This is a genomic window from Caballeronia temeraria (assembly GCF_001544795.2).
In the GTDB taxonomy this organism is placed as follows: Bacteria; Pseudomonadota; Gammaproteobacteria; order Burkholderiales; family Burkholderiaceae; genus Caballeronia; species Caballeronia temeraria.
Genome location: NZ_FCOI02000009.1, coordinates 26,059 through 49,962 on the forward strand (window position 1 = coordinate 26,059; position 23,904 = coordinate 49,962).

Below are 23,904 nucleotides of genomic sequence, written 5' to 3' on the forward strand. Positions count from 1 at the left end.
TTCGTCCGGGGCGAACATATAATGATCGGCAATCACATCAACGTCGATTACGAATGCTCGATCTCGGACAAGTGCGTTGCTTCGTCGCGGCTGCGACGGAACTGAACTTCAGGCGCGCGGCCGCGCTGCTCAACATGACGCAGCCGCCGCTTTCGCGGCAGATTCATCTGCTCGAAGAAAACCTGGGTGTGAAGCTCTTCGAACGCGTCGGCCGCGCGGTCAAGCTGACGACCGAGGGGCGCGTGTTTCTCGCCGATGCAACGCGTCTGCTCAATCTTTCAGAGCAAGCCGAAAGCACCGTGAGGCGCGCGAGCAAAGGCAAGACGGGGCGCGTGCGCATCGGCTTCACGGGCGCTGCGGGATACGAGTTGATACCGGAGTTGCTCGTCGCGGCGAAGCGTGATTTGCCGGATATCGATGTCGTATTGCTCGAAATGATTTCCGTCGCGCAGATCGAAGCCTTCGAGGCGAACGCGATCGATCTAGGTTTCATGCGGCCCTTGCCTTCGCGGCAGAAAGTGGAGTTTCTTCTCGTCGATCGCGAACCGATGATCGTCGCATTGCCGGCCGGACACGCGTTGTGCCGCTTCGATCGGCTCGAACTCGCGCAATTGCACGAGCAGGCGTTCATCATGCATTCGCCCACGCACGGCAAATACTTCTACGACCGCATCATGAGTATGCTCGTCGCCGATGAAGCGAAGCCGAATTTCACGCAATACATCGATCAGACGCCAACCATTCTTTCGCTCGTTCGCGCGGGATTGGGGTTATCGATTCTGCCGGCGTCGTCGCAGCGATTTCATTACGACAACGTCGAGTTCAGGGACATCGCCGGCAATACCGTGCAGGCCGAAATGAGCATGGCGTGGCGTTCCGATCAGGATAATCCCGCCGTCACGGCCTTCAGGCACATGGCGGCGGAATACTTCGCTACGCGGCGCGCGTGATGGCGCACGCGGTGGCATCGATGGCTGCGCGGGCCTTGTCGACGATCTCGTCGATCTCGTCATGCGTGACGACGAGCGGCGGCGACAACACCATGCGATCGTGACTCGCGCGCATCACGAGATTGCCCGCGAAGCAGAAGTCGCGGCATATCGTGCCGATATCGTCGCTATTGGCAAAGCGCTTTCTCGTCGCGCGATCTTCGGCAAGCTGAATGCCCGCGACGAGTCCTGCACCCGCAATTTCACCGACGATCGGATGATCGCTCAATGCTTCTCGCAATCGCTTCTGGAAATACGGTCCCACGTCGTTTTTCACGCGCGCGACGATGCCTTCATCTCTCAGCAGCTTCAGATTCGCGACGGCCACCGCGGCCGCGACCGGATGCCCCGAATAAGTAAAGCCGTGATTGAACTCGCCGCTGTTCACGATTGCATCGGCGATGCGATCCGATAGCGCGACCGCGCCCATCGGCACATAGCCGCTCGTCAGACCTTTCGCCATGGTGATGACATCCGGCTCGAAGCCGAAGTGCTCATGCGCGAACCATTCGCCCGTGCGTCCGAATCCGCCGATCACTTCGTCGGCGATCAGAAGCACATCGTGTTCGCGGCAGATGCGTTCGATTTCAGGCCAGTAAGTCGATGGCGGGAAGATCACGCCGCCCGCACCCTGAAACGGCTCGCCGATAAACGCAGCGACATTCTCCGCACCGATTTCGATGATCTTTTCTTCGAGCTGACGCGCGCGCGAGAGACCAAAATCGTCAGCGTTCATTTCACCGCCTTCGCCGAACCAGTAAGGCTGATCGATATGCTCGACATGCTCCATCTTCGACGGCATCTGCTCGTGCATGTAGCGCATGCCGCCGAGCGTGGCGCCTGCGATCGTCGAGCCGTGATACGCATTCGTGCGCGCGACGACATAGCGCTTTTCCGGCTGGCCTTGCACGGCCCAATAGCGATGCACCGCGCGCAAGGCCGTATCGTTGGCTTCCGAGCCGCTATTGCAATAGAGAAAGCGGTTGAATTTCGCGGGCGCGAGTTCCGCGAGCATGGCGGACAATTCGATCACCGGCGGATGCGTCGTCTTGAAGAACGTGTTGTAGAAGGGCAATGCCTGCATTTGCTCGAGCGCGGCATCGGCGAGTTCGCGGCGTCCATAGCCGACGTTCACGCACCACAAACCCGCCATGCCGTCGATGATGCGGTTGCCTTCCGAGTCCCACAGATACACGCCGTCGGCCTTCACGATCACGCGGCTGCCCGTGCGATTGAGCGCGCCCATGTCGGAGAAAGGATGCAGATGATGTGCAGCGTCGAGCGCGCGGTAATGCGCTGTTGAATCGATTCGATCGTTCATGTCATCGTCTCCGTTTCAAACATGCAATAGCAGATGCTTGCGTTCCCACGAGCTGATCACGCGGAAGAACGCTTCGTATTCGGTTTCCTTCAGCGCGAGATAGGCGCGCACGAACTTTTCGCCGAACATGTCGGCAAGCGGCTCGCATGCGCCCATCAGCGTGAGGCCTTCGTCGAGATTGCGCGGCAATTGATAAGGCTGGCGATAGCCATCGCTCGCAAGCGGCTCGGTCGGTTCGAGATGCTGCGTCATGCCGAGATATCCAGCAGCGAGCGTTGCGGCGATGGCAAGATAAGGATTGCAGTCGACGCCCGGTATGCGATTCTCGATACGCCGTGCCTGAGGCGACGAATGCGGCACGCGAAATCCCACTGTGCGATTGTCATAGCCCCATTGCACGTTGATCGGCGCGGCCATGAAGCGCGATAACCTGCGATAGGAATTGATATACGGCGCAAAGATCGGCATCAGCGCGGGCGTATATTTCTGCAAGCCCGCGATATAGCTATAGAAAAGCCCGGTCGGTTCGCCTTCGCGATTCGTGAAGAGATTGTGGCCCGTGTCTTCGTCGACGACACTCTGATGCACGTGCATCGCCGATCCCGGCTCGTTTTCCATCGGCTTCGCCATGAATGTCGCGTACATCTTGTGGCGCAATGCCGTTTCGCGCACGGTGCGTTTGAATAGAAAAACACGGTCCGCGAGATTGAGCGGATCGCCATGCAGGAAGTTGATTTCCATTTGCGCCGCGCCGACTTCGTGAATCAGCGTGTCCACCTCCAGCTCCTGCAGCTCGCAATATTCGTAAATGTCTTCGAAGAGCGGATCGAACTCGTTGACGGCATCGATCGAATAGGCCTGACGTCCCGTTTCCGCGCGGCCGGTTCGGCCGACAGGCGGTTGCAAAGGCAGATCGGGATCGCGATTCATATCGACGAGAAAGAATTCGAGCTCCGGCGCGACGACAGGGCGCCAGCCCTTTGCGGCGTACTTTTGCAGCACTTCACGCAGCACGCGGCGCGGCGAAATCGCAACGGGCGTGCCGTCGAAATGCACGCAATCGTGGATTACTTGCGCGGTGGGATCGGTGGCCCACGGAATCAGGCGGATCGTCGTCGGATCGGGCACGCACACCATGTCGGGATCGGTGACGCCGGTGAAGCTGCCATCGACGGGATAGTCGCCCGTCACGGTCTGGATCATCACGGCTTGCGGCAGGCGCATGGCTTCACCCGATTCGAACTTGCTGCGCGGAATGATCTTGCCGCGCGCGGTGCCCGCCATGTCGGGAATGATCGCTTCAACTTCGGTGATGCGATGCTTGCGCAGAAATTCGTCGATGCGTTCCATTTTCGTTCTCGTGTTTCGAAAGGGCGCGCGCTTCCACCGCCTTCGCGATGCATCGCGAAGGCGCAAAAGAGCAGGCGCGCGCATTCACGCGTGCGTATGCACGCGCGCGGGCCAGTACCTGGGCGAAGAGAAAACGAAAGGAGGCGCTACGGCAGCAACGAAGCCGCGCCGACGCAATGCACGGCGATGAATGCGCGGGCGGAAATCGCGTTGCGACGCCGCACGCAGCGGCGGGAAAGGACGGTCAGAACCGACAGGAAGCGGCGATCGGGAAGCTTGCCGCAGCGATCGGCGCAGGAGTTGCGGCTCCAGCGTGCCAGAGGGCTTTGGACTGTCACGATAAGACTCGTTGGTCGAGTGAATTTACAGAGCAATTGCCGATGCCGACAATTGCCCTTCGGCCAGCATATACGAGCCGTAAAAGCCGTCAATACGTTTTTTCCATCGGTCGCGGGCGCGACTATTTTGTTGCGCCACGAGACTGTTGCTCAATTCATCGATAATGTCGGCTCTTTCAGTCGAAATGCTCACCGAGCCGATGCTCTCGAACCTGCTCGTTCAACTCGTCAATGGCTTAGCCGATGCCTGCGCGCTCTTTCTCGTCGCGTCGGGGCTGTCGCTCATCTTCGGCGTCACGCGTATCGTCAACTTCGCGCACGGCTCGCTCTATATGCTCGGCGTGTATGTCGCGTATAGCCTGACGAGCCGCTTCGGTGCGAGCGTGGCGGGCTTCTGGGCATCGGTCGCGGGCGCGGCGCTAGTTGTCGGTGCAATCGGCGCGGCGATCGAAGTGGGCGTGCTGAGGCGCATCTATCGCGCGCCCGAGCTGTTTCATCTGCTTGCCACATTCGCGCTCGTATTGATCATTCGCGACGCCGCGTTGTGGCTATGGGGACCGGAGGATCTGTTCGGCCCGCGCGCGCCGCATCTCGAAGGCGCCGTGCAATTGCTCGGTCATGCGCTGCCGACATACGATCTCGCGTTGATCGTCATCGGTCCGCTCGTGCTGCTCGCGCTCTGGTACGCACTCACGCGCACGCGCTGGGGCACGCTCGTGCGCGCGGCGAGCGCGGATCGCGAGATGCTCGGCGCGCTCGGCGTCAATCAGGCGTGGCTCTTCACCGGCGTGTTCTTCGTCGGCGCGATGCTCGCGGGACTCGGCGGCGCGCTGCAGGTGCCGCGCATGTCCGCGAATCTTTCGCTCGATATCGACACCATCGGCAATGCGTTCGTCGTTGTCGTCGTGGGCGGCATGGGCTCGATACCCGGCGCGTTCGTCGCGGCGCTGCTGATCGCGGAGATCAAGGCGATGTGCATCGGCATCGGACATGTATCGATCATGGGCGTCGACTTCTCGTTGTCGAAGTTCACGCTGGTCGCGGAATTCGTCGTGATGGCTGTCGTGCTCGTGCTGCGTCCGTGGGGACTCTTCGGACGCGCACAGTCGATCGCGCGTTCTGCCGCGCCCGCCGATCAGCCCTTGATTCCGGCCACGCGCAACGTGAAGATCGTTGCGGCTGCCATCGTGATCGCATTGGCGCTCGCGCCTGTCGCCGCCGATGCGTTTCCGTACATGCCTGTGCTTTTCGTCGAGATCATGATCGCGGTGCTGTTCGCCGCGAGCTTGCACTTCATCATGGGATCGGGTGGCATGCACTCGTTCGGTCATGCGGCGTATTTCGGCCTCGGCGCATACGGCGCAGCGTTGTTCCTCAAGGTTTTTGCATTGCCGATGGAAGCCGCGCTCGTGCTCGGTCCGCTCATCGCGGGCATCGGTGCGATCGTGTTCGGCTGGTTTTGCGTGCGCCTGTCCGGCGTCTATCTCGCGATGCTCACGCTCGCGTTCGCGCAGATCGTCTGGTCCGTCGTCTTTCAATGGGACGCGGTGACGGGCGGCAGCAACGGCATATTGGGCATCTGGCCGTCGGCGTGGCTGTCGTCGCCCGTCGCGTTCTATTACCTCACGCTCTTCTTTGCGGTGATCGGCGTCTGGCTCTTGCGCCGCATGCTGTTCTCGCCACTCGGCCTCGCGATGCGCGCGGGTCGCGATTCGCCCTTGCGTGCCGAAGCAATCGGCGTGAACGTCGCGCGCGTGCAGTGGGCTGCGTTCATCGTCGCGGCGCTCGTCTGCGGACTCGCAGGCTCGCTCTATGCGTTCTCCAAAGGCAACATCTCGCCCGAAGCGATCAGCGTGGGCCGCTCCGTCGATGGCCTCGTGATGGTCCTGCTCGGCGGCATTCAGACGCTGGCCGGTCCGATCGTCGGCGCGAGCGTGTTCACGTGGCTGCAGGATGCCGTCGCGCGTCAGACCGATTACTGGCAAGCGCTGCTCGGCGCGGCGATCCTCGTGCTCGTCATCGCGTTTCCGCAAGGCATCGCGGGTTTCGTGCGCGAGCGCTTCTTCAGGGAGGCGCGATGACCTTGCTTTCCATCGCGCATCTCTCGAAGTCGTTCGATGGCGTGCAAGCCGTCGACGATGTCTCGTTCGATCTCGAAGCGGGGCAGTTGCTCGCATTGATCGGCCCGAACGGCGCGGGCAAATCGACGTGCTTCAACATGATCAACGGCCAGTTGCAACCGACGTCGGGCGCGATCCGCCTGAACGGTCACGATATCGCCGGCATGCGTCCGCGCGATATCTGGCGACGTGGCGTAGGACGCACGTTTCAGATCGCCGCAACATTCAATTCGATGACCGTGCTCGAAAACGTGCAGATGGCATTGCTGTCGCGCGAGCGGCGCATCTATCGCCTTTTCAGCCGCGTCGAGTCATGGAAGGAAGATGAAGCGATGGCCTTGCTCGATCTCGTCGGCATGACCATGCATGCGCGCCGCAGTTGCGCGGTGCTCGCATACGGCGACGTGAAGCGCGTCGAACTTGCTATCGCGCTCGCGAATCATCCAAAGTTATTGCTGATGGACGAACCGACCGCAGGCATGGCGCCGCAAGAACGCAACGAATTGATGGCACTCACTGCGCGGCTCGCGAAGGAGCGCAACATCGGCGTGCTGTTCACGGAGCACAGCATGGACGTGGTGTTCTCGCATGCGGACAAGCTGATCGTGCTTGCGCGCGGCCGTCTGATCGCTCAAGGCAACGCCGATGCGATCCGCAACGATGCGCGTGTGCGCGAGGTCTATCTCGGCACGGGCGCATCGTTCTCGCCGCGTGCGGCGTTGAGCGCGGGAGCATCGTCATGACGATGCTGAAAGTCCATGCATTGAACGCGTTCTATGGCCGCGCGCAGATCTTGTTCGATGTCGGCTTCGAAGTCGGCCGTGGCGAAGTCGTGGCGCTGATGGGCCGCAACGGCGCGGGCAAATCGACGACGATGAAAGCCGTGATGGGCCTGTTGCCGCGCATATCGGGCGCGGTGTCGTTCATGGGCGAGGACATCGCGGGCATGGCGCCGCATCGCATCGCGCGACGAGGGCTGGGCTATGTGCCCGAAGATCGCCGCGTGTTCGGCGATCTCACCGTGATGGAAAATCTCGACACGGGCCGCCAGCCGCCGCGCGAAAACGCGCCGTCGTGGACGCCCGACAAGCTCTTTCGCGTGTTCCCGAATCTCGCCGAAATGCGCAACCGCCGCGCGAGCCGCATGAGCGGCGGCGAGCAGCAGATGCTCACCGTATCGCGCACACTGATGGGCAATCCGCGCCTCGTGCTGCTCGATGAGCCATCAGAGGGCGTCGCGCCGGTGATCGTCGAACAGATGGCCGATATGATTCTCGAACTGAAGCGCGAAGGGCTCGCGATACTTTTGTCGGAACAGAACCTGCACTTCGCGGAACTCGTCAGCGATCGCGTGTATGTGCTGGAGAAAGGCCAGATACGCCACGAAGGCGCGATGAACGCATTCGCCAGCGACGATGCCGCGCGCCGCGAGTTCTTAGGTGTTTAAAGCAAGCCATACATTGAAATACATTGGAAGAGGAGAGACTTAAATGACGATTCGTGCAGGCATGCACCTGACCCTGGCCGCCATTGCAGCGGGCATGGCCTTCGCCGCGCACGCCGATACCATCAAGATCGGCGAGATCAATAGCTATAAAGCGCAGCCTGCGTTTCTGATGCCGTACAAGAACGGCTGGAATCTCGCGCTCGACGAGATCAATGCGGCAGGCGGCATCAACGGCAACAAGCTGGAAGTCGTTTCGCGCGATGACAACGGCAATCCCGGCGATACGGTTCGCGTCGCGCAAGAGTTGGTCACGCGCGAGCAAGTGAAGTTGTTGTTCGGCGGCTATCTGTCGAATACGGGTCTCGCGCTCGCGGACTACGCGAAGCAAAGGCGCATCTTCTTTCTCGCGGCCGAGCCGCTCACCGACAAGATCGTCTGGCAGGACGGCAACAAATACACGTACCGTCTGCGTCCGTCGACCTACATGCAGGTCGCGATGCTCGTGCCCGAAGCCGCGAAGCTCAAGAAAAAGCGCTGGGCGCTCGTGTATCCGAATTACGAGTACGGGCAATCGGCGGTGGCCACGTTCAAGCGCTTATTGAAGGCGGCGCAACCGGATGTCGAGTTCGTCGCGGAGCAGGCCACGCCGCTCGGCAACGTCGATGCAGGCGCGGTCACGCAAGCGCTCGCCGACGCGAAGCCCGACGCCATCTTCAACGTGCTCTTCAGCGCGGACCTCGGCAAATTCGTGCGTGAAGGCAATACGCGCGGCTTGTTCAAGGATCGCGCGGTCGTGTCGCTTTTGACGGGCGAGCCGGATTATCTCGATCCGCTCGGCAAGGAAGCGCCGATCGGCTGGATCGTGACGGGCTATCCGTGGTACTCGATCGATACGCCCGCGAACAAGAAGTTCGTTGCCGATTATGAGGCGAAGTATCACGACTATCCGCGCCTGGGATCGGTCGTGGGCTATACGGCGATGATGTCGATCGCGAACGGCCTGAAGAAAGCGGGCTCGCCCGATGCCGACAAGCTCGCCGCCGCATTCAAGGGCTTGCCCGTCGATACGCCGTTCGGTCCCATCACGTACCGCAAGCAGGACAATCAGTCGACGATGGGCGCGTATGTTGGCGTGACGGGCCAGAAGGACGGCAAGGGCGTGATGACGTCGTTCCGTTATGTCGATGGCGCGAGCGTGCAGCCATCGGACGAAGAGGTGAAGAAACTGCGTCCGGCAGAGTGACGCGAAACGTCAATCCTTGGGAAAGGGCTTGCTGACGAATTTCGAACCGGCAAGCCCGAAGCGCCACGGCACATCCATCGCCTTGCTGATGCCGATGCGCGGCCCGTGAACGACAGCGAAATCTTCCTCGGGCGGCGCGATATGAAAGGGCGCTTCGAGCAGCGACATGCCGTTGTTCTTGTGCGTGATGCCGAGCGCCTGCGCGACGCGCCCCGGCCCCGAGCACAGCAGTTTGATCGGCGTGAGGCCGCGCCGCTCGCGCATTTCATCGATGCCGAAGAGCGGCTCGATTGCGCGAATCAGCACTCCCGCACCGTGGCCGGGTTCACGGCACACGAAATTCATGCACCAGTGAATGCCGTACGAGCGATAGACATAGACATGCGCAGGCGGCCCGAACATTGCTGCATTGCGCGGCGTGGGGCCGGAGAAACTGTGCGAAGCGGGATCCTCGCGATCATAAGCTTCCGTTTCGACGATGCGGCCGCCGACGCCATCGACGGTCACGATTGCACCGATCAGGCGGTGCGCGACGATCTCGGACGATGCATAAAAATCGATGGGTTCGGGCTTCGTGTTCATAAACGGTATTCTAGCCGCGCTGCGTAGCACACCCCAATGTTCAGGAGATGCCGAATGAAAACTTCGTGGTTTCTCAGGTTCTCGAATGCGCTCGCGCAAGTGGCGGGCCGCGCATCGACGTTTGTCATCGCCGTGTTGCTCGTGATCGTATGGGCCGCGTCGGGGCCGCTCTTTCACTTCAGCGACACGTGGCAGCTCGTCATCAATACGTCGACGACCATCGTCACTTTTTTGATGGTCTTCCTCATCCAGAACACGCAGAATCGCGACACCGCCGCGATGCAGATCAAGCTCGAAGAGCTCGACGAAAAGGAGCTCAAGGTGTTCCGCCTGCGTTACGAGAAGCTGGCGCAGGAAGCGCGCGATGACTTTCGCTCGGCGAGCAAGGATATCGACATGCCTTCGTTCGGGCATGGCGAAGACCGCTCCGGCGAAGCGGAGCGGTAGGGCGGCGCATTACTTCGTCAGACGCAGCACGCCCAGATTCCCGGCGATCTGCTGGAAGATGTTATCGAGCGTCGTGTTGTCCGGCGCGTGGTAATAGTTGCCCGGGCTCGCGCAGCTTTGCATCGTGAGCTGCGCGGTCGAGCTCGATGCGGATGCGCCAAAGGTGATCGAATAGATCGTGATGCCGGCGGCCTTGATCGCCGAGCAGATCGCCAGTTGGTAGGAATTGGCGTCGTCGGGGTAGCCCGCGTTGTTGCCGCTCGATGGGTCCTTGACGCTGCCGCCATGCAGCTCCGACGAGTCCGTGAGCGCGTTCGACATCTTGCTGCCGTCTGCACGAAGCACGGTCGGCGCCGACAGGCTGTTCGTGCCGACGCCGGACAAGCCGTTGAAATACAGCGTGTTGGGAATGGAGCCGGCCGCGCCGATCTGGTTCAGGCCGTCGGTAAGCACGATCATCACGCGTTGCAGGTTCTGCACGGAGCCATCGGTGGGCTTCGGCAGGCTCGGGTCCGTCGACGTCCAGCCGTTCTTCGCGCCCGCGACATTCTGCGACCACGACGGCTCCAGCATGCGCCAGCCCCACAGGAGACCGACCGGAATGACCGTCGAACCGGACGGCGTCATCTTGTTGACGGCCGTGGTGAGCGTGCTCGAGCTTTGCGTGAGGAACGTCATCGAAGTCGCGAGGCAGCCGGAATTCTGCGTGAGATTCTGGCCCGTCGTGTTGGTCTCGTCGAACTGTGTACCGATGCCGGTGCCCGTTCCGGCGGTCGGGTTGTTGCACTTGTTCGCCTGGCCCGACGAGCCGATGGTGAACGGCACATTTGATATGGATGACGAAGTACTGTTCGTCGTATCGCAATTGTTGTAGCGGCTCGACGAGCTATACGTGATGACCTTCAGCTTGGTCGTCGGCACGTTGTAGTAGTAGCGCTGGAACTTGCGCGTGTCCGTCGGCGAATAGGCCTCGGGCGAGAGATTGTTGTTCGTGCGCGGCTCGATCACGCAGCCGTTCCACGTGCTCGTCGATATGTTGCTGGTGTTGTAGGTCGGCAGCACCGAACTGAGCCAGCTTCCGGTGGACGGCAGCGCGCCCGTCGTGTTGACGGTGCTCGCGAATGGCACGAGCCCGATGAAGTTCTTGCTGGTGGAACTGCTTCCGCTCGGCAGCAGATCGGAGATCAGCGCGTTGGCCGCGGTTTGCAGGCCGCTCATCTTGGTCGGACCCGAGATGCCGTTCGCGGGGTCTTTCATCGAGCCGGTGTTATCCAGCACCATCACGAGCTCGAGCGTGCTCTGCGGAAGGCGCAGCGCGGTGTTGGTCGCCGATATCGTCGACGTGCCCGGCGATGTCCCGCCGCCGCTGGATCCCGAGCCGGACCCGTTGCCCGATGTCGTGCTGAGAACCTTCGGCGCAAGCAGCGGCAGCGATCCCGACGCCGACAGCACGATGGTTTGCCCGGTCGACGGCGCGCCCGATACGGTCGCGCTGAAATTCGCGTCCGGCATGGTGAAGCCGAGGACGCCGGCGGGACTGTTCGCGTTGTAATAGGCGAGGGCGTCGGCCTGCCACGTAGCGAGATTGGCGCCGGTCGGCGTATTGCCGTAGCGCTGGAGATCGGCGCCCGCCGACAGCGTGGCCGCATCCAGCGCCATCTGCATGCGGCCCTGCGTCATCACGTAGTCGATCGCATCCAGCGACATGCACATGGAACCGATCATGGCGCTCGCACACATCGCGAACATCATCGCGACGCTGCCCTTTTCGGCGTTCGACGGGCGGCTGCACGAGCGCAGCATCGAACCGAGGCGTGTGCGTCTGATTTTCATGTGGGCGTCCATGATCCTGCGCATGTCAGTAGAACGCTCGCATCGAGCGCGGGCGCACGTACACGCGGCGATACACGGTTTGCTGACCCGGCAGACCCGACAGAAAATTGGAGGTCATCGTGAACGGGTTATAGGAGAGGAAGACTTCCACGACGATCGCGGAATCGCCCGTGCGGAACGGCCAAGAGGTCGGCAGCGGACTCGTCGACGAGATCTTCGACGCCATGCTCGCGCTCTTGCTGTTGATCCATGAAGTCGGGGAGGCCGTCCACCGGATTTTCGGCGTGGCCTTCGTCATGGTGGTATCCATGTCCTTGCATTTGTTGCTGGCATCCGGATCGCACAGGAAGGTCACGTAGACCATGCCGTTCGCCTTCAGCTGATACGGCGCCGCGATCAGCGTCGCGTCCTGCCATAGCGAGCCATAGCTGTTCGCATCCGTGGTGTCGTTGTTGTCGGCGATGATCGAGGTCATCTGACCGATGGTGTTGGCGAGCGTGAACGCGGTGCGATCGACTGCGCTGACGGCGCGCATATACATGTAGACCTCGGCGAAACCGAGCATCACGATCATCATCATCGGCACGATCAACACAAACTCGATGGACACGCTGCCGCGATCCGAACGCAGCATGCGGCCGAGCTTTCCGCCAATCGATTCCCAGGTTTCGCTGATCGTTCTCATTTCTCGTTCTGCACCAGGAAATTGCGCTGGAAGGTCAGCAGGGGCACGCCGAACATCGCTGGAATGCCGGTGAAGCCGGGCATCGTGAGCTGGACGTTGTAGGCCACCACGTCGCCGTAGCCGCCCATGTCCTGCGTGGGCACGTAGGTCGTGCTGGCGGCGTTGTTGTAGCCGTAGCTGCCGTAGTTCAGCTCGGTCACCTTGATGGTCGCGCCGATGTTTCTCCATCCGCCGAGAATGTTCTCGACGATCTTCTGCGCCTGCTGCACGCGCGTGCCCGTGGCCGGAGCGGTCGTCGTCAGACCCACGCGCGACGCTTCCTGTGCCGCGGCCTGCACCATCGCGTCGACGATCATTTCCATCGCGAGCTCGACCGTGCCGATGATGACCATGACCGCGAGGACCATGACGAACGCAAACTCGATCGACGCGATGCCGCGCTCGTCGCGCAGAAGCTGCGTCGCGACGGCTGGCGGGCGAGGGCGGCGGCGCGCGGAGGCTTTCATTTGAGACGCGTCGTCTGCACCTGAGCCGTCGGGATGGCGGCCGGCCTCGCCGACGAAGACGACGATGCGGGCAACACCGACGATATCGACGGCGCGCGCTGCGACATCAGCTCGCGCTGAATGTCGTAGTAGCGCAGATTGTCCTCGACCGATGCTTTCGGCAGATCGCGCGACAGGATTTCGGCGGCCGCTTCCCGATTGCCGAGCAGCCCGTAGGCGAGCGCGAGATCCTGGCGCGCCTGCGGCGGCGCGGCGGGAAAGCGCGTGACGTCGAGCAGCACGTTCGCGCCTTCGCGCGGATTGCCGGAGAGCGTCAGCGACAGGCCCAGATTCACCGAGAGCAGCGGATCGCCTACGTTCTTCCTGAGCGCCTGGCGCAGCACCCGCTGCGCGCCCTTGTGATCGCCGTTCATGTCGAGCGCGGCGCCCAGTCCGGCGGAGGCGAGCGGTTCGTCCGGCGTCAGCACGAGCAGACGCTGGTAAGTCGCGATGGCGTCGTCGAAGCGGCGCTGACGCATGGCGACGCGCGCAAGCCCGATGAGCGGCGCGGTCGCCTTCGCATCGGCCTTGCTGGCCCGATCGTAGAAGACGCCCGCGCGCGTGAAGTCGCCGACCATGTAGAGCGTGTTGCCGAGTCCCGTCAGTCCAGCGACCGAGTGCGGGTCCGCCTGCACCGCCTTTTCATAGAGCGACGTGGCGAGCTCGACGTTGCCCGATTCGAGCGCCGTGTCGGCGATGCGCAGCTCGCTCATCGAACTGGGCGAGGAATTGCGCATGACGCCGTGGGTGTCGAAACTCTGGCGGGTCGTCGTCGTCGTCGTGCACGCGCCGAGCGCGATCGCGAGCGTCGCGCAGCCGGCCGCGAGTCCGAGGCGGCGCTTGCCGGTAAGTGGAATCCGTGTGGTCTTCATTTCTTTGCAAAGACACTGATGAGTTGAATGACGGCCGGGCCCGCAGCGATCAGCATCACGGCGGGGAGAATGAAGAGCATCATCGGGACGGCCATCTTGGGCGCGAGCTTGGCGGCCTTTTCTTCCATCGCGACGATGTGCGCGAGCCGCTCGGTATGCGACAGCGTGCGCAACGCATGCGTGATCGGCGTGCCGTAGCGCATGGACTGCGTGAGCGTGGAGATCAGCGCGCGGATCGACGGCAGGTCGATGCGATCGGCGAGCGCCTGCAGCGCGCGCGTGCTGTCGCCGGACAGCTTGAGTTCGTCGGCGGTCAGCGAGAACTCGCCGGAAAGCGGCGGGCAGATGCTCTTCATTTCGTCGGCGACGCGCCGGATCGACACGCCGAGACTGTTGCCCGCGTTCGTGCAGATGACGAGCAGATCGAGCGCATCGGGCAGGCACGACGCCATCGCCTTGCGCCGCCGCGACGCGAAAAAAGCGATCACGTACTCGGGCACGATCATGCCGACCACGAACACGAGCAGCATCATGACGCCGCGCACGGCCGGATAGCCGCCGACCACCGGAATGTGCGAGCCGAGCATCACGGCGAACGCGGCGCAGATCAGCCCGACGACGAACTTGATCGCCAGCAGGACGGACACCGCCGAATGACTGCGATAACCGCTGCGGATCATCTGCGCGCGCAGCTTCGCGCGGTACTTGGCGTCGAACAACGGCAGGCGGTCGCCGAGGCGCGCGAGGCGATGCGTGATACGCGCGGCGAGGCCGTCGCCGTCGTCTTCTTCGGCGAACGCGCTTTCGTTGCGCTGCACGAGCGCGGCCTGACGCGTGCGCTCGGCAATGCGGCCGCGCGTCCCGCCGTGCTTGGTTGCCCACCACAGCGCGATCCCGACGACGAGCGCGAGCAGCATCAGCAGGTTGATCAGTGTTTCGATGTTGTCCTGGCTCATCGCGCGGTATCCAGTTTCGACATCTTGTGAACGATGCCCAGGCCCATCGCGAGCGAAATCCCGGCGCACGTCAGCACCTTCTGGCCCGCCGACGTGTTGAACAGCACCATGAGATACGAGCGGTTGAGCAGGAACATGCTGCCCAGGATGAAGAACGGCACCGCCGCGAGAATCTTGGTCGTGATGCGCGCCTCGCCCGTCAGCGCCTTGGTTTTCTGACGAATTTCGCGACGCCTGCGCACGATGCCCGCCAGGTTTTCCAGCGTTTCGCCGAGCTGGCCGCCGGTCTCGCGCTGAAGCAGCAGGCAGACGCAGAAGAACGAGAAATCCGGAATGCCGATGCGCGTCACCGCCGTCGCCAGCACTTCTTCCAGATCGAGACCGACCTTGAGGCCGTCGCCCATCAACTGGAATTCGCTCTTGAGCGGCTCGGCGCATTCGGCGGACGCGACGCCCATCACGTGCGTCACCGGCACGCCCGCGCGCACGGCACGCACGATCAGGTCGATGAGATCGGGAAAGCCATCCAGAAAGCGGCGCTTGAAGCGCTCGACGAGAAACTTGTAGGCCTGCATCGCGCCGAGCACCGGCAGGCCGAAGACGAGCAGCGGCGTCGCGAACGAGGGCAGCGGCAGCAGCTTCGACATCGCGAGCGCAATGACCTCGGCGACGCCCGCCGCGATGATCACGAAGCGCAGCCCGCTCGCGCCGGCGACCGTCTTGAGGCGCGCGATCTTCGGCGCGAACCAGCGGCTCGCGACGTGCTCGTTGCGATTGAACGTGAAGAGGTCGGAGTCGTCGCGCGTTTCGCGTCCGGTCATCCCCGCCGACGGAAATGCGGCCTGCAGCCGCGCCTGAATGCGCGCTTCGGGGCGCTGCTTGCGCATGTCCTGTACCACGAGCAGCATGATGCCGAGCAGCAGCACGACGGCGAAGGCGCTGAAGGTGATCAGGTCGATGGAAGTCATGGCCGCATCGCCTCCAGCAACGCGTCTTCGAGACCGTAATACGCGGCGCGCGCGGCGAACGCCGGCCGCACGGCGCCCGTTTCGAACACGCCTTTCACTTCCTCGCTGTACGCGCTCGCGTCGTAGCGGAACGTGAAGAGATCCTGCGTGATGATGACGTCGCCTTCCATGCCCACCAGTTCGGTGATGCGCGTGACGCGGCGCATGCCGTCGCGCATGCGCTCGATCTGCACGATCATGTGCACCGCGCTCGCGATCTGACGGCGGATCGACAGCAGCGGAAGATTGCCGTTGGCCATCATCACCATCGATTCCAGACGCGTGATGCCGTCGCGCGGTGTGTTCGCGTGGATCGTGGTCATCGAGCCGTCGTGGCCCGTGTTCATCGCCTGAAGCACGTCGAAGGCTTCCGGGCCGCGCGTCTCGCCGAGGATGATGCGGTCGGGCCGCATCCGCAGCGCGTTGCGCACGAGATCGCGCTGCGTCACGGCGCCGAGTCCTTCGGCGTTTTCCGGGCGCGTTTCCAGACTGACGACATGCGGCTGCACGAGTTGCAGTTCAGCCGCGTCCTCGATCGTCACGGTGCGCTCGCCGTGTCCGATGAAGTGCGACAGCGCGTTGAGCAGCGTCGTCTTGCCCGAGCCCGTGCCGCCCGACACGATGACGTTCAGCCGGCACGTGCTCGCGAGCTTGAGCACGTTGGCCATCGCGGGCGACAGGTTGCCCTGCGTCGCCATGCGATGCAGCGTGATGTTGCGCTTCGAGAACTTACGAATCGAGATCGATGCGCCGTGGATCGCGAGCGGCGGCAGCACGACGTTCACGCGGCTGCCGTCGGCGAGACGCGCATCGACCATCGGGCTGCTTTCGTCGACGCGCCGCCCGACGCCCGCCGCGATGCGCTGCGCCACGTTGATGACGTGCGTGTTGTCGCGGAACTTGCAGTGGGTCAGTTCGAGCCGCCCGTGCCGCTCGACCCAGACCTGATCGGGCCCGTTGACGAGCACGTCGGTGATGGTGTCGTCGGCGAGCAGCGGTTCGATCGGACCGAGGCCGAACATGTCGTTCAGCAATTCGCCGACGATCTGCCCCTGCTCCGCGATGGTCACGTTCAGGCGCTCGCGCTCCGCCACGTCCAGCACGAGCTGCTCGACGCCCGGCTTCATCTGCTCGCGCGACTTGCCGACGGCGGCCGAGGGATTCATCGAGGCGAACACGCCGTTTCGGATCACCTTGAAGAGGTCCGAGCGCACGAGCACTTCGCTGCCTTCCGGCGCATGCGGGCGCGCAGGCGGGGCGGCCGGCGGCGGCGCTTCGGCCACCGGCGCGGCTTCCCCGCCGGGTGCCGCGTCCGGATCGGGTGTGCGGGGAACCTGCTTCTGACCGAACATCAGCCTCTCCTGAGCCTGAGCTTCTGGAAGAACGTGCGCTCGGCGTTCATTTGCTGACCGGTGAGGTCGCCGCCGATGCGCGTGATCATCTGATTGAAGCCGTTCACGGCTTTTTCCTTGGGCGCTTCACCGAGGTTCTCGGCCGTTGCGAGCGACTTCGCCTCGAACGGGATTTCGTACAGCACGTTGCGGCCGATCGCCGCCATGAAGTCGTTCGTCTGCACCTTGCCGGCGGAAACGGCGTTCGGATTGTTCAGGAGCAGCGAGGTCGGCGGATTGTTGTCGCGATCCTCGATGTGACGCAGCAGGCGGATCGTTTCGCGCGTCGAATGTACCGAGCGGTCCGCGACCAGATAGACGCGCGCCGCATGATCGAAGGCTTCCTGCGCGAGCGGATCGGTGACCATGCCGATATCGAGAATCACGTAATGGAAGCTGTCGCACAGCAGTTCGAGCACGCGCGGCAAGGCGCCCGGGCCGAACGGACGCGCGGCGCCGTATTCGTGTTCCGCCGACAGCATGAAGAGCCGGCTGCCCTTCGCGACGAGCGTGCGCTCCACGTATTGCGGATCGAGACGATGCACGTTCTGCAGCACGTCGATGAGCCCGTTGTTGCTTTGCAGCCCGAGCATGGAATTCGCCGCGCCGCCGTGCAGGTTCAGATCGACATAGGCGACGCGCCGGTGCGTGTCCTCCGACAGATGGCGCGCGACGTTGAGCGCGAGCGTGGTCACGCCGACGCCGCCGCGCGAGCCCGCGAACGCGATCGTCTTGCCGGCGCGCGCAAGCATCACCGGACTCACTTTGCCTTCGGAGACATTGACCGTGCGCTTGAGCAGCTCGACCGTGATCGGCTTCACGAGGTAATCGCGCACGCCGATCTTGAGCAGGCTGCGGAACAGGCCGACATCGTTACGCTCGCCGAGCGCCACGACCTGCACCGACGGCTCGCATACTTCGGCGAGGCGGCCGAGATCGGAGAGCGGCATCACCGAATCCTGCAGGTCGACCAGCAGGAAGAGCGGCGAGCGGTCGACGCGGGCGAGATAGGCGATGGCATCGTCGACATTGCCCACGACGATATGCGCGTGCGGCAACGCCTGTTCGAGCACGAAGCTCTTCACGATCTGCTCGGTCTTGCGATCGGAGACGAAAGCGATGAAATCCGCGTTGCGCGTGCCGGACTTGCTCTTCGAGAAAGAGAACTCTGTGCTCATGGCTGGCCTTTTGGCATCACTTGCTGTCGCGCGACGTCGATGTGTCGAGCGGGATCACGCGGCCGGTCTCGTAGCGCCGCACCGCGCTCGCTGCCACAGCCGCGTCCGCCGGGCCGAGCGTCTGCGGATGCACGGCGTCTTCGGGATGCGCGAGCTGCGCGGCCAGATTCGTGTACGTCGCGCAGCCCCATTGCATGCTCGGACGGCGGATGCCGGCGTCGGTCAAGAGCGACGGGCGCGCGAGGCTGTCGCAATCGGGCGGCACGGCCGAGGTGCCGTCATAGCCGATCACCGTTTCGTTCGGCATGTTGCGCGGCGGCTTGAAACAGCCGCTGGCGGCCACGGCAAACGCGCCGGCGAGAAGAAGCGAAAGCAGTCGTGTGTGTTTCATGACGGGCTCAATAGACGTAGCCTGCCGCGCCGACGAGACGCGGGGCGCCGGCCGGAAGCTGTATTCGACATCGCTCGACGGCGAAATCAGGGAATCGAGCGGCGAGCGCAGTCTGGACGGATCGGTCGGCTCGACGAGATACGGCGTGACCATGATCACGAGCTCGGTCTTGTTGTTCTGATAGTTCGTCGACGAGAACAGCTTGCCGAGAACGGGAATCGAACCTAAACCGGGCACCTGTGAAACCACGTCGCTGGTATTGCTCTGCAAGAGCCCGCCGATCGCGAAGCTCTGGCCGCTCGCGAGTTCCACGGTCGTGTCCGCGCGCCGCACGGACAGCCCCGGCACTGTGACGCCGCCGGTGGTCACGCTCGCGGTCGTGTCGATCTGGCTGACTTCCGGGCGCACTTTCAGGCTGATGCGCCGGTCGTTGAGCACGGTCGGCGTGAAATCGAGCTTCACGCCGAACTGCTTGAACTCGACGGTGATCGCGCCGTTGGTCTGCGACACGGGAATCGGAAACTCGCCGCCCGCGAGAAAGCTCGCGGTCTGGCCGGACAGCGCGACGAGATTCGGCTCGGCGAGCACCGTCAGCAGGCCTTCCTGATTCAGCGCGTCGATGAGCGCGCGGATGTCGACGTTGTTCGTCTTGAACGCGCCGAGGATCGAGTAGGCGTTGTTCGACGGCAGATTGATCGGATAGGAAACGGAGCCGTTCGCGCCGGTGATCGGCTGGTTCAGGTTGTAGATCGGGCGGCCGCTGAAAATGCCGCCATAGAAGTTGCCGACCGCATTGCCCATCGCCTGCCAGTTGATGCCGAGCTGCTGCGTGATGTTGCGATCCACTTCGGTGATGCGCACGCGCAACTGCACCTGCAGCGGCCGGTCGATCGTCATGCGGTTGACGAGCACTTCCTTGTCCGCGAGAAAGGGCGTCACCGCCTGGACGATGGCGTCCGCATCCGCCGGCGTCGACGCCTGGCCGGTCAGCATCAGCGAGCCCTGTCCCGTCGCGACCTGCACGTTCGTGTTCGGAAAGCGCGCGGCGAGCATGGCGCGCAAGGTGATCATGTCGCGCGAGACGACGATCGTGCGCTGCACGAGCGGCCGGTTGTTGGCGCCGAGCACGTACAGCGTCGTCGTGCCGGTCTTCTTGCCGAGCACGAACACCGCCTTGGGCGAGGGCACGTGCACGTCGGCGACGCTCGGATCGGCGACGAACACCGACACGACGTTCTCGTTCAGCTGCAGCATCGTGCCTTTGCCCGCGTCGAGCACGAGCGCGCCTTGCGCCATCGTGTCCGTCATTCCAGCACGCGCGACGTTCGTGGCGCGCGCGGGCGTCGCACCGGCGTAAGGCTGCATCGTCCCCGGCTGCGCGGCGTGCGCGGCGGCGCACGTCGCGAGCGCCGCGCACGCCACGGCCGGGAGAATCGGCACGCGGGCGGTGCGACGCGACGTGCGACTCGAACTGAACTGCGTTTTCATGAATGTGAATCCTGGCGATGGCACGCTTTCGAACGAGGGCACGGTGTCAACGCTCCGTGGGCACGGAGGGCAGCGGCGGAACGCCCGGGCCCGCACCGCCCGCCTGGGCAACGCTCGACGTGTCCGATTTCTCGGAGCCGCGGTAAATGGTCACGGTGCGCGGCATGGCCGGCGCAGCGCTCGGCGCACCCGTCTGCGTGGGGCGCGCGCGCGGCAGATCGCGCACGGCGCGGGAAATGTCGCCGGCCCAGATCGGCTTGCGTTCGGGCGCCGACGCGCCGGCGGGCGCCGCCGGGTCGCGGCTGACCGTCGCGAAGCTGCGCAGCGCGAGCGAGAGGCTGCCGAGACGCGCCGCGACCGCGACGACTTCGCCCATGCGCGGCGTGACTTCGAGCGTCACGGTGCGGGCGCGGGCCACGGCGACATCGGCATCGCCATCGATTTTCGGCCGCTTGATTTCGGAGCCGACGGCGAGCACGCGCACATGCTCCACCACCGTTTCGCTCGATACGGCGAGATCCGGCGATTCGGTGCGGCGGTCCATTTGCTGGGTGAGCAGCAGGTCGACATAGTCGCCCGGCTGGATCAGGCCGGCATTGCCGGACACGTCGTCGACGGCGACCGACACCGCGCGCATGTCGGGCTTGAGCGTCGCGGCGAGAAAACCGGGGGCGCTCGGCAGGAACACATCGTCGGAAACGAGGACGGTGCCCGCATCGACCGGATGGCGCAGCAACGCGCCCTTCAGGTCCGGCGCTCCCGCGACGCCGGCTACGATCGCGTTCGTCGGAATCTGCGTCTTGGGCGTGTCCTTCCAGGCGAGGTCTTCGTCGCGCAGCAACAGGCCTTGCGGCAGGCTCGCGGCGCTCACCAGCACTTTCTCGCTCGTCACGACGGGTTTGGCCGTGTGCGACGCGCTCGCGAGGACGACGCGCACGATCAGCGCGATCAGAAGAGCGCCGACCAGCAGCACGGCAAATTTGATGATGTTGGACATGGGGACGTCGTCCTATCGCGTCGAGAGGAGGTGCAGCAGGGCAGGCAGCACGATGACGAAGCCGCCGCCGAAGGCGAGCGCCACGCCGTACGGCACGCCGCGCTGCGCGGAGAACATCGCGAGCGCGCGCAGCGGTACGAAGCGCTGAGACGGATTCATGTTGCGGGTGGCGAGGCTCACGAGCGACACCACGGTCCCGATCACCGAGACGAGCGTCAGCGTGGCGAGCGAAAGACTGAACCCCACCCACAGAAAGATGACTGAAGCGAGCTTGGCGTCGCCGCCGCCCAGCATGCGTGCGGCGAACAGGACCGCGCAGGCGAGAAAGACGATGACGGCGAGCAGCAGATGCGAGATGACATCGTCGAGCGGCATGCCGGCGATGAGTGCATCGACGAAAAACAGGGCGCCGATCGTGAGAACGATGCTCGTCGGCAGGCGCCGGGTGCGCACGTCGCTGACGGCGAGCCACAGCAGGGCGCCCAGCACGGCAAGACGAATGACGAGAGACAGTACGTTCACGATGGGCTCGATTCGTTTAGGTCGGACGGGGTCCGGGCGTTGGACGGCCCGGACCCGGCACTCGGCTGCTTAGCTGCCAGCCGCGCTCTTCACTTTGGTAGTGAGATTCGAAAAGATGTCCTGCATGTTGGTGCTGAATGCCGAGCCGACGGCCACCAGCGCGACCACGACGATGCCGGCGAGAATCGCGTATTCCATGGCGCTGACGCCACGTTCGTCGCGCACGAAGGCCTTGAGAAGTTTTTGCATGTTGCTTCCTTGATGAGTGATGAGTCGGGTTTGCAGTGCCAGAGGGGAAGTGCTTACCACGTTGGAGCATATCCACAGCTGCCCTGGCCAAACTCGAGAACAAAAGGCAAAACAGGCTCTAATTCCACACGACCTGGGTGCTATGGATAAGCCCGTTAACGGCACGGCTTGAATCGGCTTTAACCGATTCGAGTAAATATTCGCGGGCGGGACGAATCCTTCGACGGCCCCGTGTGGCGGGGCTCGCAGGCGATTGGCGGCGTCGCCGGACGGCGTCGCAAACGATTGGCGTCGCGTCGGAAGCGCGGTGGAGATGCACATCGACGAACTCGTATTCGAACGTTTTCGTGAGCGCGGCAAACGTTTGCTTCGGCGATGAACGCGGGCATGCACGTTGCTCGCCTCATCGGCGCAAGTCCACTTCAAAAGGAGTACCGACATGCCCGAAAAGAAAACTCTCGAGCGCGCGGCGAAGGCCAGGCGCGAAGGCAAGTCGCCGAGCACGCAAGCCGGCGCGTTCGTGAAGGAGCAGATCGATCACGTGCGCCAGGGCAAGCACGGCGCGAAGTCGGCGAAGCAGGCCATCGCGATCGGGCTGTCCGAGGCGCGCCGCTCAGGCGTGAAGATGAAGGCGCCGAAGAAGGGCACGGCGTCCGAGGCGACGCGCAAGAAGGCCGCGCAGGACACGAAGGCCGCGCATCGCACGACGAAGAGCCCGAGCACCGAATCGAAAGCGAAGCGATCGGCGACGTCCACGCGCGTGCTCAAGCGCGAAAGCACCAAGGCCGCGTCGCACAAGTCGCTGTCGCGTCAGACGCATGCCGCCGCGAGCCGGCGCTCGGCGGCCGATCGTTCAGCTGCCGCGAAGAAGGGCTGGGCGACGCGGCGCAGGAACGCGGCCGCGAAGTCGAAGGGTTCGCACGCGCGTCACGCGTCGCGCTGAAGCAGAAGCATGCGGGCGTAGGACACCGCCATCGTCGCGAGTTCCTGTGCGGCGGGCGTGAGCGGCACGCCCGCGCGGCGCAGCAGGCACACGGGCGTTGTCGCGGCGCGTTCGGCGATCGGCACGATCTCGACATGCTCGCGAAAGAACGGATGCCCGGCGAGACTCGCGGGTTCGAGCCCGAGGTAATCGCTCGACGCGATGCAGTGCAGCGTGTCGAAGACGGCCTCGGTCGTCGCGGCGATGCGCGGCGGCGCGAGCATCGCGTGCTCGAACAGCGCCGACAGCTTGTTGCCGAGCGCGCCGCCGCCGCGTTGCCGCGTGCTGACCCACTCGGCGTCCTGCAAGTCCGCCAGCGTGCGCGATCGCGCGAGCGGATGGCCGCGCCGCGCGATCACCGCGACGTCGGAGTCGAAGAGCGGCGTCGTCTCCATGTCGTGGATATCGGCGCCGGGCGCAATCAACGCGAGCGCGAAGTCGAGGCTGCCGTCGCGCACCCATGACGTCAGCATGCGCGAGGTCGCGCTCGTCAGATGCACGTCGATGCGCGGACAGCGTTCCCGATAGCTCGCGAGCAGCGCCGGAAAGAGCCGCATCGTCGCTTCCGCCGCGAGTCCGAGCGCGACGCGCCCCGTCAGTTCGCCGCGCAGTTGCCGCATCTCGTCTTCCGTCTTGCGGCATTCCCCGACGATCAGCTCGGCGCGCACGCGCAGGCGCTCGCCGATCGGCGTAAGGCGCGCGCCGCGCACGTCGCGTTCGAACAGCGGTCCGCCGGCCAGCGCTTCGAGCTTCTGCAACTGCTGCGTGACGCCGCTTTGCGCGATGTCGAGCCGTCGCGCGGCGGCGCGCACGCTGCCCGCATCGGCGACGGCGACGAACATGCGCAACTGCGTCAGAGTCAGATCCACGCTGGATATCTCCGTCGAATGATCTCGAAAAGTGATCATGATAAGCAAAACGTGTCTTTTTGTGAGCGTTTTGCGCCCGTACCATCGGTGGCCATATTCAGG

At 63.8% G+C, this 23,904-nt stretch carries 25 protein-coding genes and 1 pseudogene; 7 read left to right on the forward strand and 19 right to left on the reverse strand.

Translation table 11 applies throughout. The features are described 5' to 3' along the window. The first annotated feature begins 53 nt into the window (after positions 1-53). Positions 54-950, forward strand: a complete 897-nt coding sequence (locus AWB76_RS15080) for a LysR substrate-binding domain-containing protein (RefSeq protein ID WP_061160938.1) — start codon at positions 54-56, stop codon at positions 948-950. On the opposite strand, the gene AWB76_RS15085 is transcribed toward AWB76_RS15080, so the two are convergent. The 4 genes from AWB76_RS15085 to AWB76_RS40915 form a co-directional block, all read right to left on the reverse strand. Further along, entirely contained in the window at positions 934-2,310 is a 1,377-nt protein-coding gene (locus tag AWB76_RS15085) for an aspartate aminotransferase family protein (RefSeq protein ID WP_061160939.1), read from the reverse strand. The two genes, AWB76_RS15080 and AWB76_RS15085, sit on opposite strands and share 17 nt — an antisense overlap. A gap of 15 nt (positions 2,311-2,325) precedes the next feature. Further along, on the reverse strand, positions 2,326-3,660 hold the full coding sequence (locus AWB76_RS15090; protein WP_061160940.1) for a glutamine synthetase family protein: 1,335 nt from the start codon (positions 3,658-3,660) through the stop codon (positions 2,326-2,328). Between the two features lie 146 nt (positions 3,661-3,806). Continuing rightward, positions 3,807-3,998, reverse strand: coding sequence for a hypothetical protein (locus tag AWB76_RS15095; RefSeq protein ID WP_061160941.1), 192 nt, complete (start codon positions 3,996-3,998; stop codon positions 3,807-3,809). A gap of 25 nt (positions 3,999-4,023) precedes the next feature. Continuing rightward, the gene (locus AWB76_RS40915; RefSeq protein ID WP_157696130.1) at positions 4,024-4,191 is read right to left on the reverse strand and encodes a hypothetical protein; all 168 of its coding nucleotides are present in this window, start codon (positions 4,189-4,191) and stop codon (positions 4,024-4,026) included. 7 nt (positions 4,192-4,198) lie between these two features. Here AWB76_RS40915 and AWB76_RS15100 point away from each other — a divergent pair, with 7 nt between their 5' ends. The 4 genes from AWB76_RS15100 to AWB76_RS15115 are packed head-to-tail and all read left to right on the forward strand — an operon-like array spanning position 4,199 to position 8,808. Continuing rightward, complete coding sequence (locus AWB76_RS15100; protein WP_061161118.1) at positions 4,199-6,079, forward strand: ABC transporter permease; 1,881 nt, start codon at positions 4,199-4,201, stop codon at positions 6,077-6,079. Next, entirely contained in the window at positions 6,076-6,861 is a 786-nt protein-coding gene (locus tag AWB76_RS15105; RefSeq protein WP_061160942.1) for an ABC transporter ATP-binding protein, read from the forward strand. Before AWB76_RS15100 ends, AWB76_RS15105 begins: the two co-directional genes overlap by 4 nt. Beyond that, the gene (locus AWB76_RS15110; protein WP_061160943.1) at positions 6,858-7,565 is read left to right on the forward strand and encodes an ABC transporter ATP-binding protein; all 708 of its coding nucleotides are present in this window, start codon (positions 6,858-6,860) and stop codon (positions 7,563-7,565) included. Before AWB76_RS15105 ends, AWB76_RS15110 begins: the two co-directional genes overlap by 4 nt. Before the next feature lie 43 nt (positions 7,566-7,608). Continuing rightward, positions 7,609-8,808: an ABC transporter substrate-binding protein gene (locus AWB76_RS15115; RefSeq protein ID WP_061160944.1), complete on the forward strand. Its 1,200-nt coding sequence runs from the start codon at positions 7,609-7,611 to the stop codon at positions 8,806-8,808. Positions 8,809-8,817: 9 nt separating this feature from the next. On the opposite strand, the gene AWB76_RS15120 is transcribed toward AWB76_RS15115, so the two are convergent. Next, positions 8,818-9,390, reverse strand: coding sequence for a DNA-3-methyladenine glycosylase (locus AWB76_RS15120; protein WP_061160945.1), 573 nt, complete (start codon positions 9,388-9,390; stop codon positions 8,818-8,820). Positions 9,391-9,444: 54 nt separating this feature from the next. Between AWB76_RS15120 and AWB76_RS15125 the strand changes: the two genes are divergently transcribed. Continuing rightward, positions 9,445-9,837, forward strand: coding sequence for a low affinity iron permease family protein (locus AWB76_RS15125; protein ID WP_061160946.1), 393 nt, complete (start codon positions 9,445-9,447; stop codon positions 9,835-9,837). 9 nt (positions 9,838-9,846) lie between these two features. Here the strand turns inward: AWB76_RS15125 and AWB76_RS15130 are convergent, their stop codons facing one another. From AWB76_RS15130 to AWB76_RS15190, 13 genes and pseudogenes are all read right to left on the reverse strand, one after another. Then, positions 9,847-11,670: a TadE/TadG family type IV pilus assembly protein gene (locus AWB76_RS15130; RefSeq protein ID WP_244173372.1), complete on the reverse strand. Its 1,824-nt coding sequence runs from the start codon at positions 11,668-11,670 to the stop codon at positions 9,847-9,849. A 25-nt stretch (positions 11,671-11,695) separates the two neighbouring features. Beyond that, positions 11,696-12,355: a TadE/TadG family type IV pilus assembly protein gene (locus AWB76_RS15135; RefSeq protein WP_167357756.1), complete on the reverse strand. Its 660-nt coding sequence runs from the start codon at positions 12,353-12,355 to the stop codon at positions 11,696-11,698. Beyond that, positions 12,352-12,861 (reverse strand): TadE/TadG family type IV pilus assembly protein, encoded by a 510-nt coding sequence (locus AWB76_RS15140; RefSeq protein WP_061160947.1) that lies wholly within the window; start codon positions 12,859-12,861, stop codon positions 12,352-12,354. Before AWB76_RS15140 ends, AWB76_RS15135 begins: the two co-directional genes overlap by 4 nt. Then, positions 12,858-13,772 carry a tetratricopeptide repeat protein gene (locus tag AWB76_RS15145; protein WP_061160948.1) on the reverse strand — a complete coding sequence of 305 codons (915 nt, stop codon included), beginning with the start codon at positions 13,770-13,772 and terminating at the stop codon, positions 12,858-12,860. Before AWB76_RS15145 ends, AWB76_RS15140 begins: the two co-directional genes overlap by 4 nt. Continuing rightward, positions 13,769-14,728, reverse strand: a complete 960-nt coding sequence (locus AWB76_RS15150; protein WP_061160949.1) for a type II secretion system F family protein — start codon at positions 14,726-14,728, stop codon at positions 13,769-13,771. Before AWB76_RS15150 ends, AWB76_RS15145 begins: the two co-directional genes overlap by 4 nt. Further along, a complete protein-coding gene (locus tag AWB76_RS15155) occupies positions 14,725-15,696 on the reverse strand; it encodes a type II secretion system F family protein (RefSeq protein ID WP_061160950.1) in 972 nt (323 codons plus the stop codon). The genes AWB76_RS15150 and AWB76_RS15155 overlap by 4 nt, the downstream gene beginning before the upstream one ends. Beyond that, on the reverse strand, positions 15,693-17,087 hold the full coding sequence (locus tag AWB76_RS15160; protein WP_061160951.1) for a TadA family conjugal transfer-associated ATPase: 1,395 nt from the start codon (positions 17,085-17,087) through the stop codon (positions 15,693-15,695). The genes AWB76_RS15155 and AWB76_RS15160 overlap by 4 nt, the downstream gene beginning before the upstream one ends. Further along, positions 17,087-18,304, reverse strand: coding sequence for a CpaE/TadZ family protein (locus tag AWB76_RS15165; RefSeq protein ID WP_061160952.1), 1,218 nt, complete (start codon positions 18,302-18,304; stop codon positions 17,087-17,089). Before AWB76_RS15165 ends, AWB76_RS15160 begins: the two co-directional genes overlap by 1 nt. A 16-nt stretch (positions 18,305-18,320) precedes the next feature. Next, positions 18,321-18,695 carry a CpaD family pilus assembly lipoprotein gene (locus AWB76_RS15170; protein ID WP_061160953.1) on the reverse strand — a complete coding sequence of 125 codons (375 nt, stop codon included), beginning with the start codon at positions 18,693-18,695 and terminating at the stop codon, positions 18,321-18,323. A gap of 7 nt (positions 18,696-18,702) precedes the next feature. Next, positions 18,703-20,060: pseudogene (locus tag AWB76_RS15175) on the reverse strand (type II and III secretion system protein family protein). Between the two features lie 169 nt (positions 20,061-20,229). Further along, positions 20,230-21,180: a Flp pilus assembly protein CpaB gene (cpaB, locus tag AWB76_RS15180; RefSeq protein ID WP_061160954.1), complete on the reverse strand. Its 951-nt coding sequence runs from the start codon at positions 21,178-21,180 to the stop codon at positions 20,230-20,232. A 12-nt stretch (positions 21,181-21,192) separates the two neighbouring features. Then, complete coding sequence (locus tag AWB76_RS15185; RefSeq protein WP_061160955.1) at positions 21,193-21,702, reverse strand: A24 family peptidase; 510 nt, start codon at positions 21,700-21,702, stop codon at positions 21,193-21,195. Positions 21,703-21,771: 69 nt separating this feature from the next. Next, complete coding sequence (locus AWB76_RS15190) at positions 21,772-21,951, reverse strand: Flp family type IVb pilin (RefSeq protein ID WP_061160956.1); 180 nt, start codon at positions 21,949-21,951, stop codon at positions 21,772-21,774. 439 nt (positions 21,952-22,390) lie between these two features. Here AWB76_RS15190 and AWB76_RS15195 point away from each other — a divergent pair, with 439 nt between their 5' ends. Beyond that, positions 22,391-22,894, forward strand: a complete 504-nt coding sequence (locus tag AWB76_RS15195; protein ID WP_061160957.1) for a DUF6496 domain-containing protein — start codon at positions 22,391-22,393, stop codon at positions 22,892-22,894. Here the strand turns inward: AWB76_RS15195 and AWB76_RS15200 are convergent. After that, a complete protein-coding gene (locus tag AWB76_RS15200) occupies positions 22,879-23,802 on the reverse strand; it encodes a LysR family transcriptional regulator (RefSeq protein WP_061160958.1) in 924 nt (307 codons plus the stop codon). The genes AWB76_RS15195 and AWB76_RS15200 overlap by 16 nt on opposite strands. Positions 23,803-23,904 lie beyond the last annotated feature (102 nt).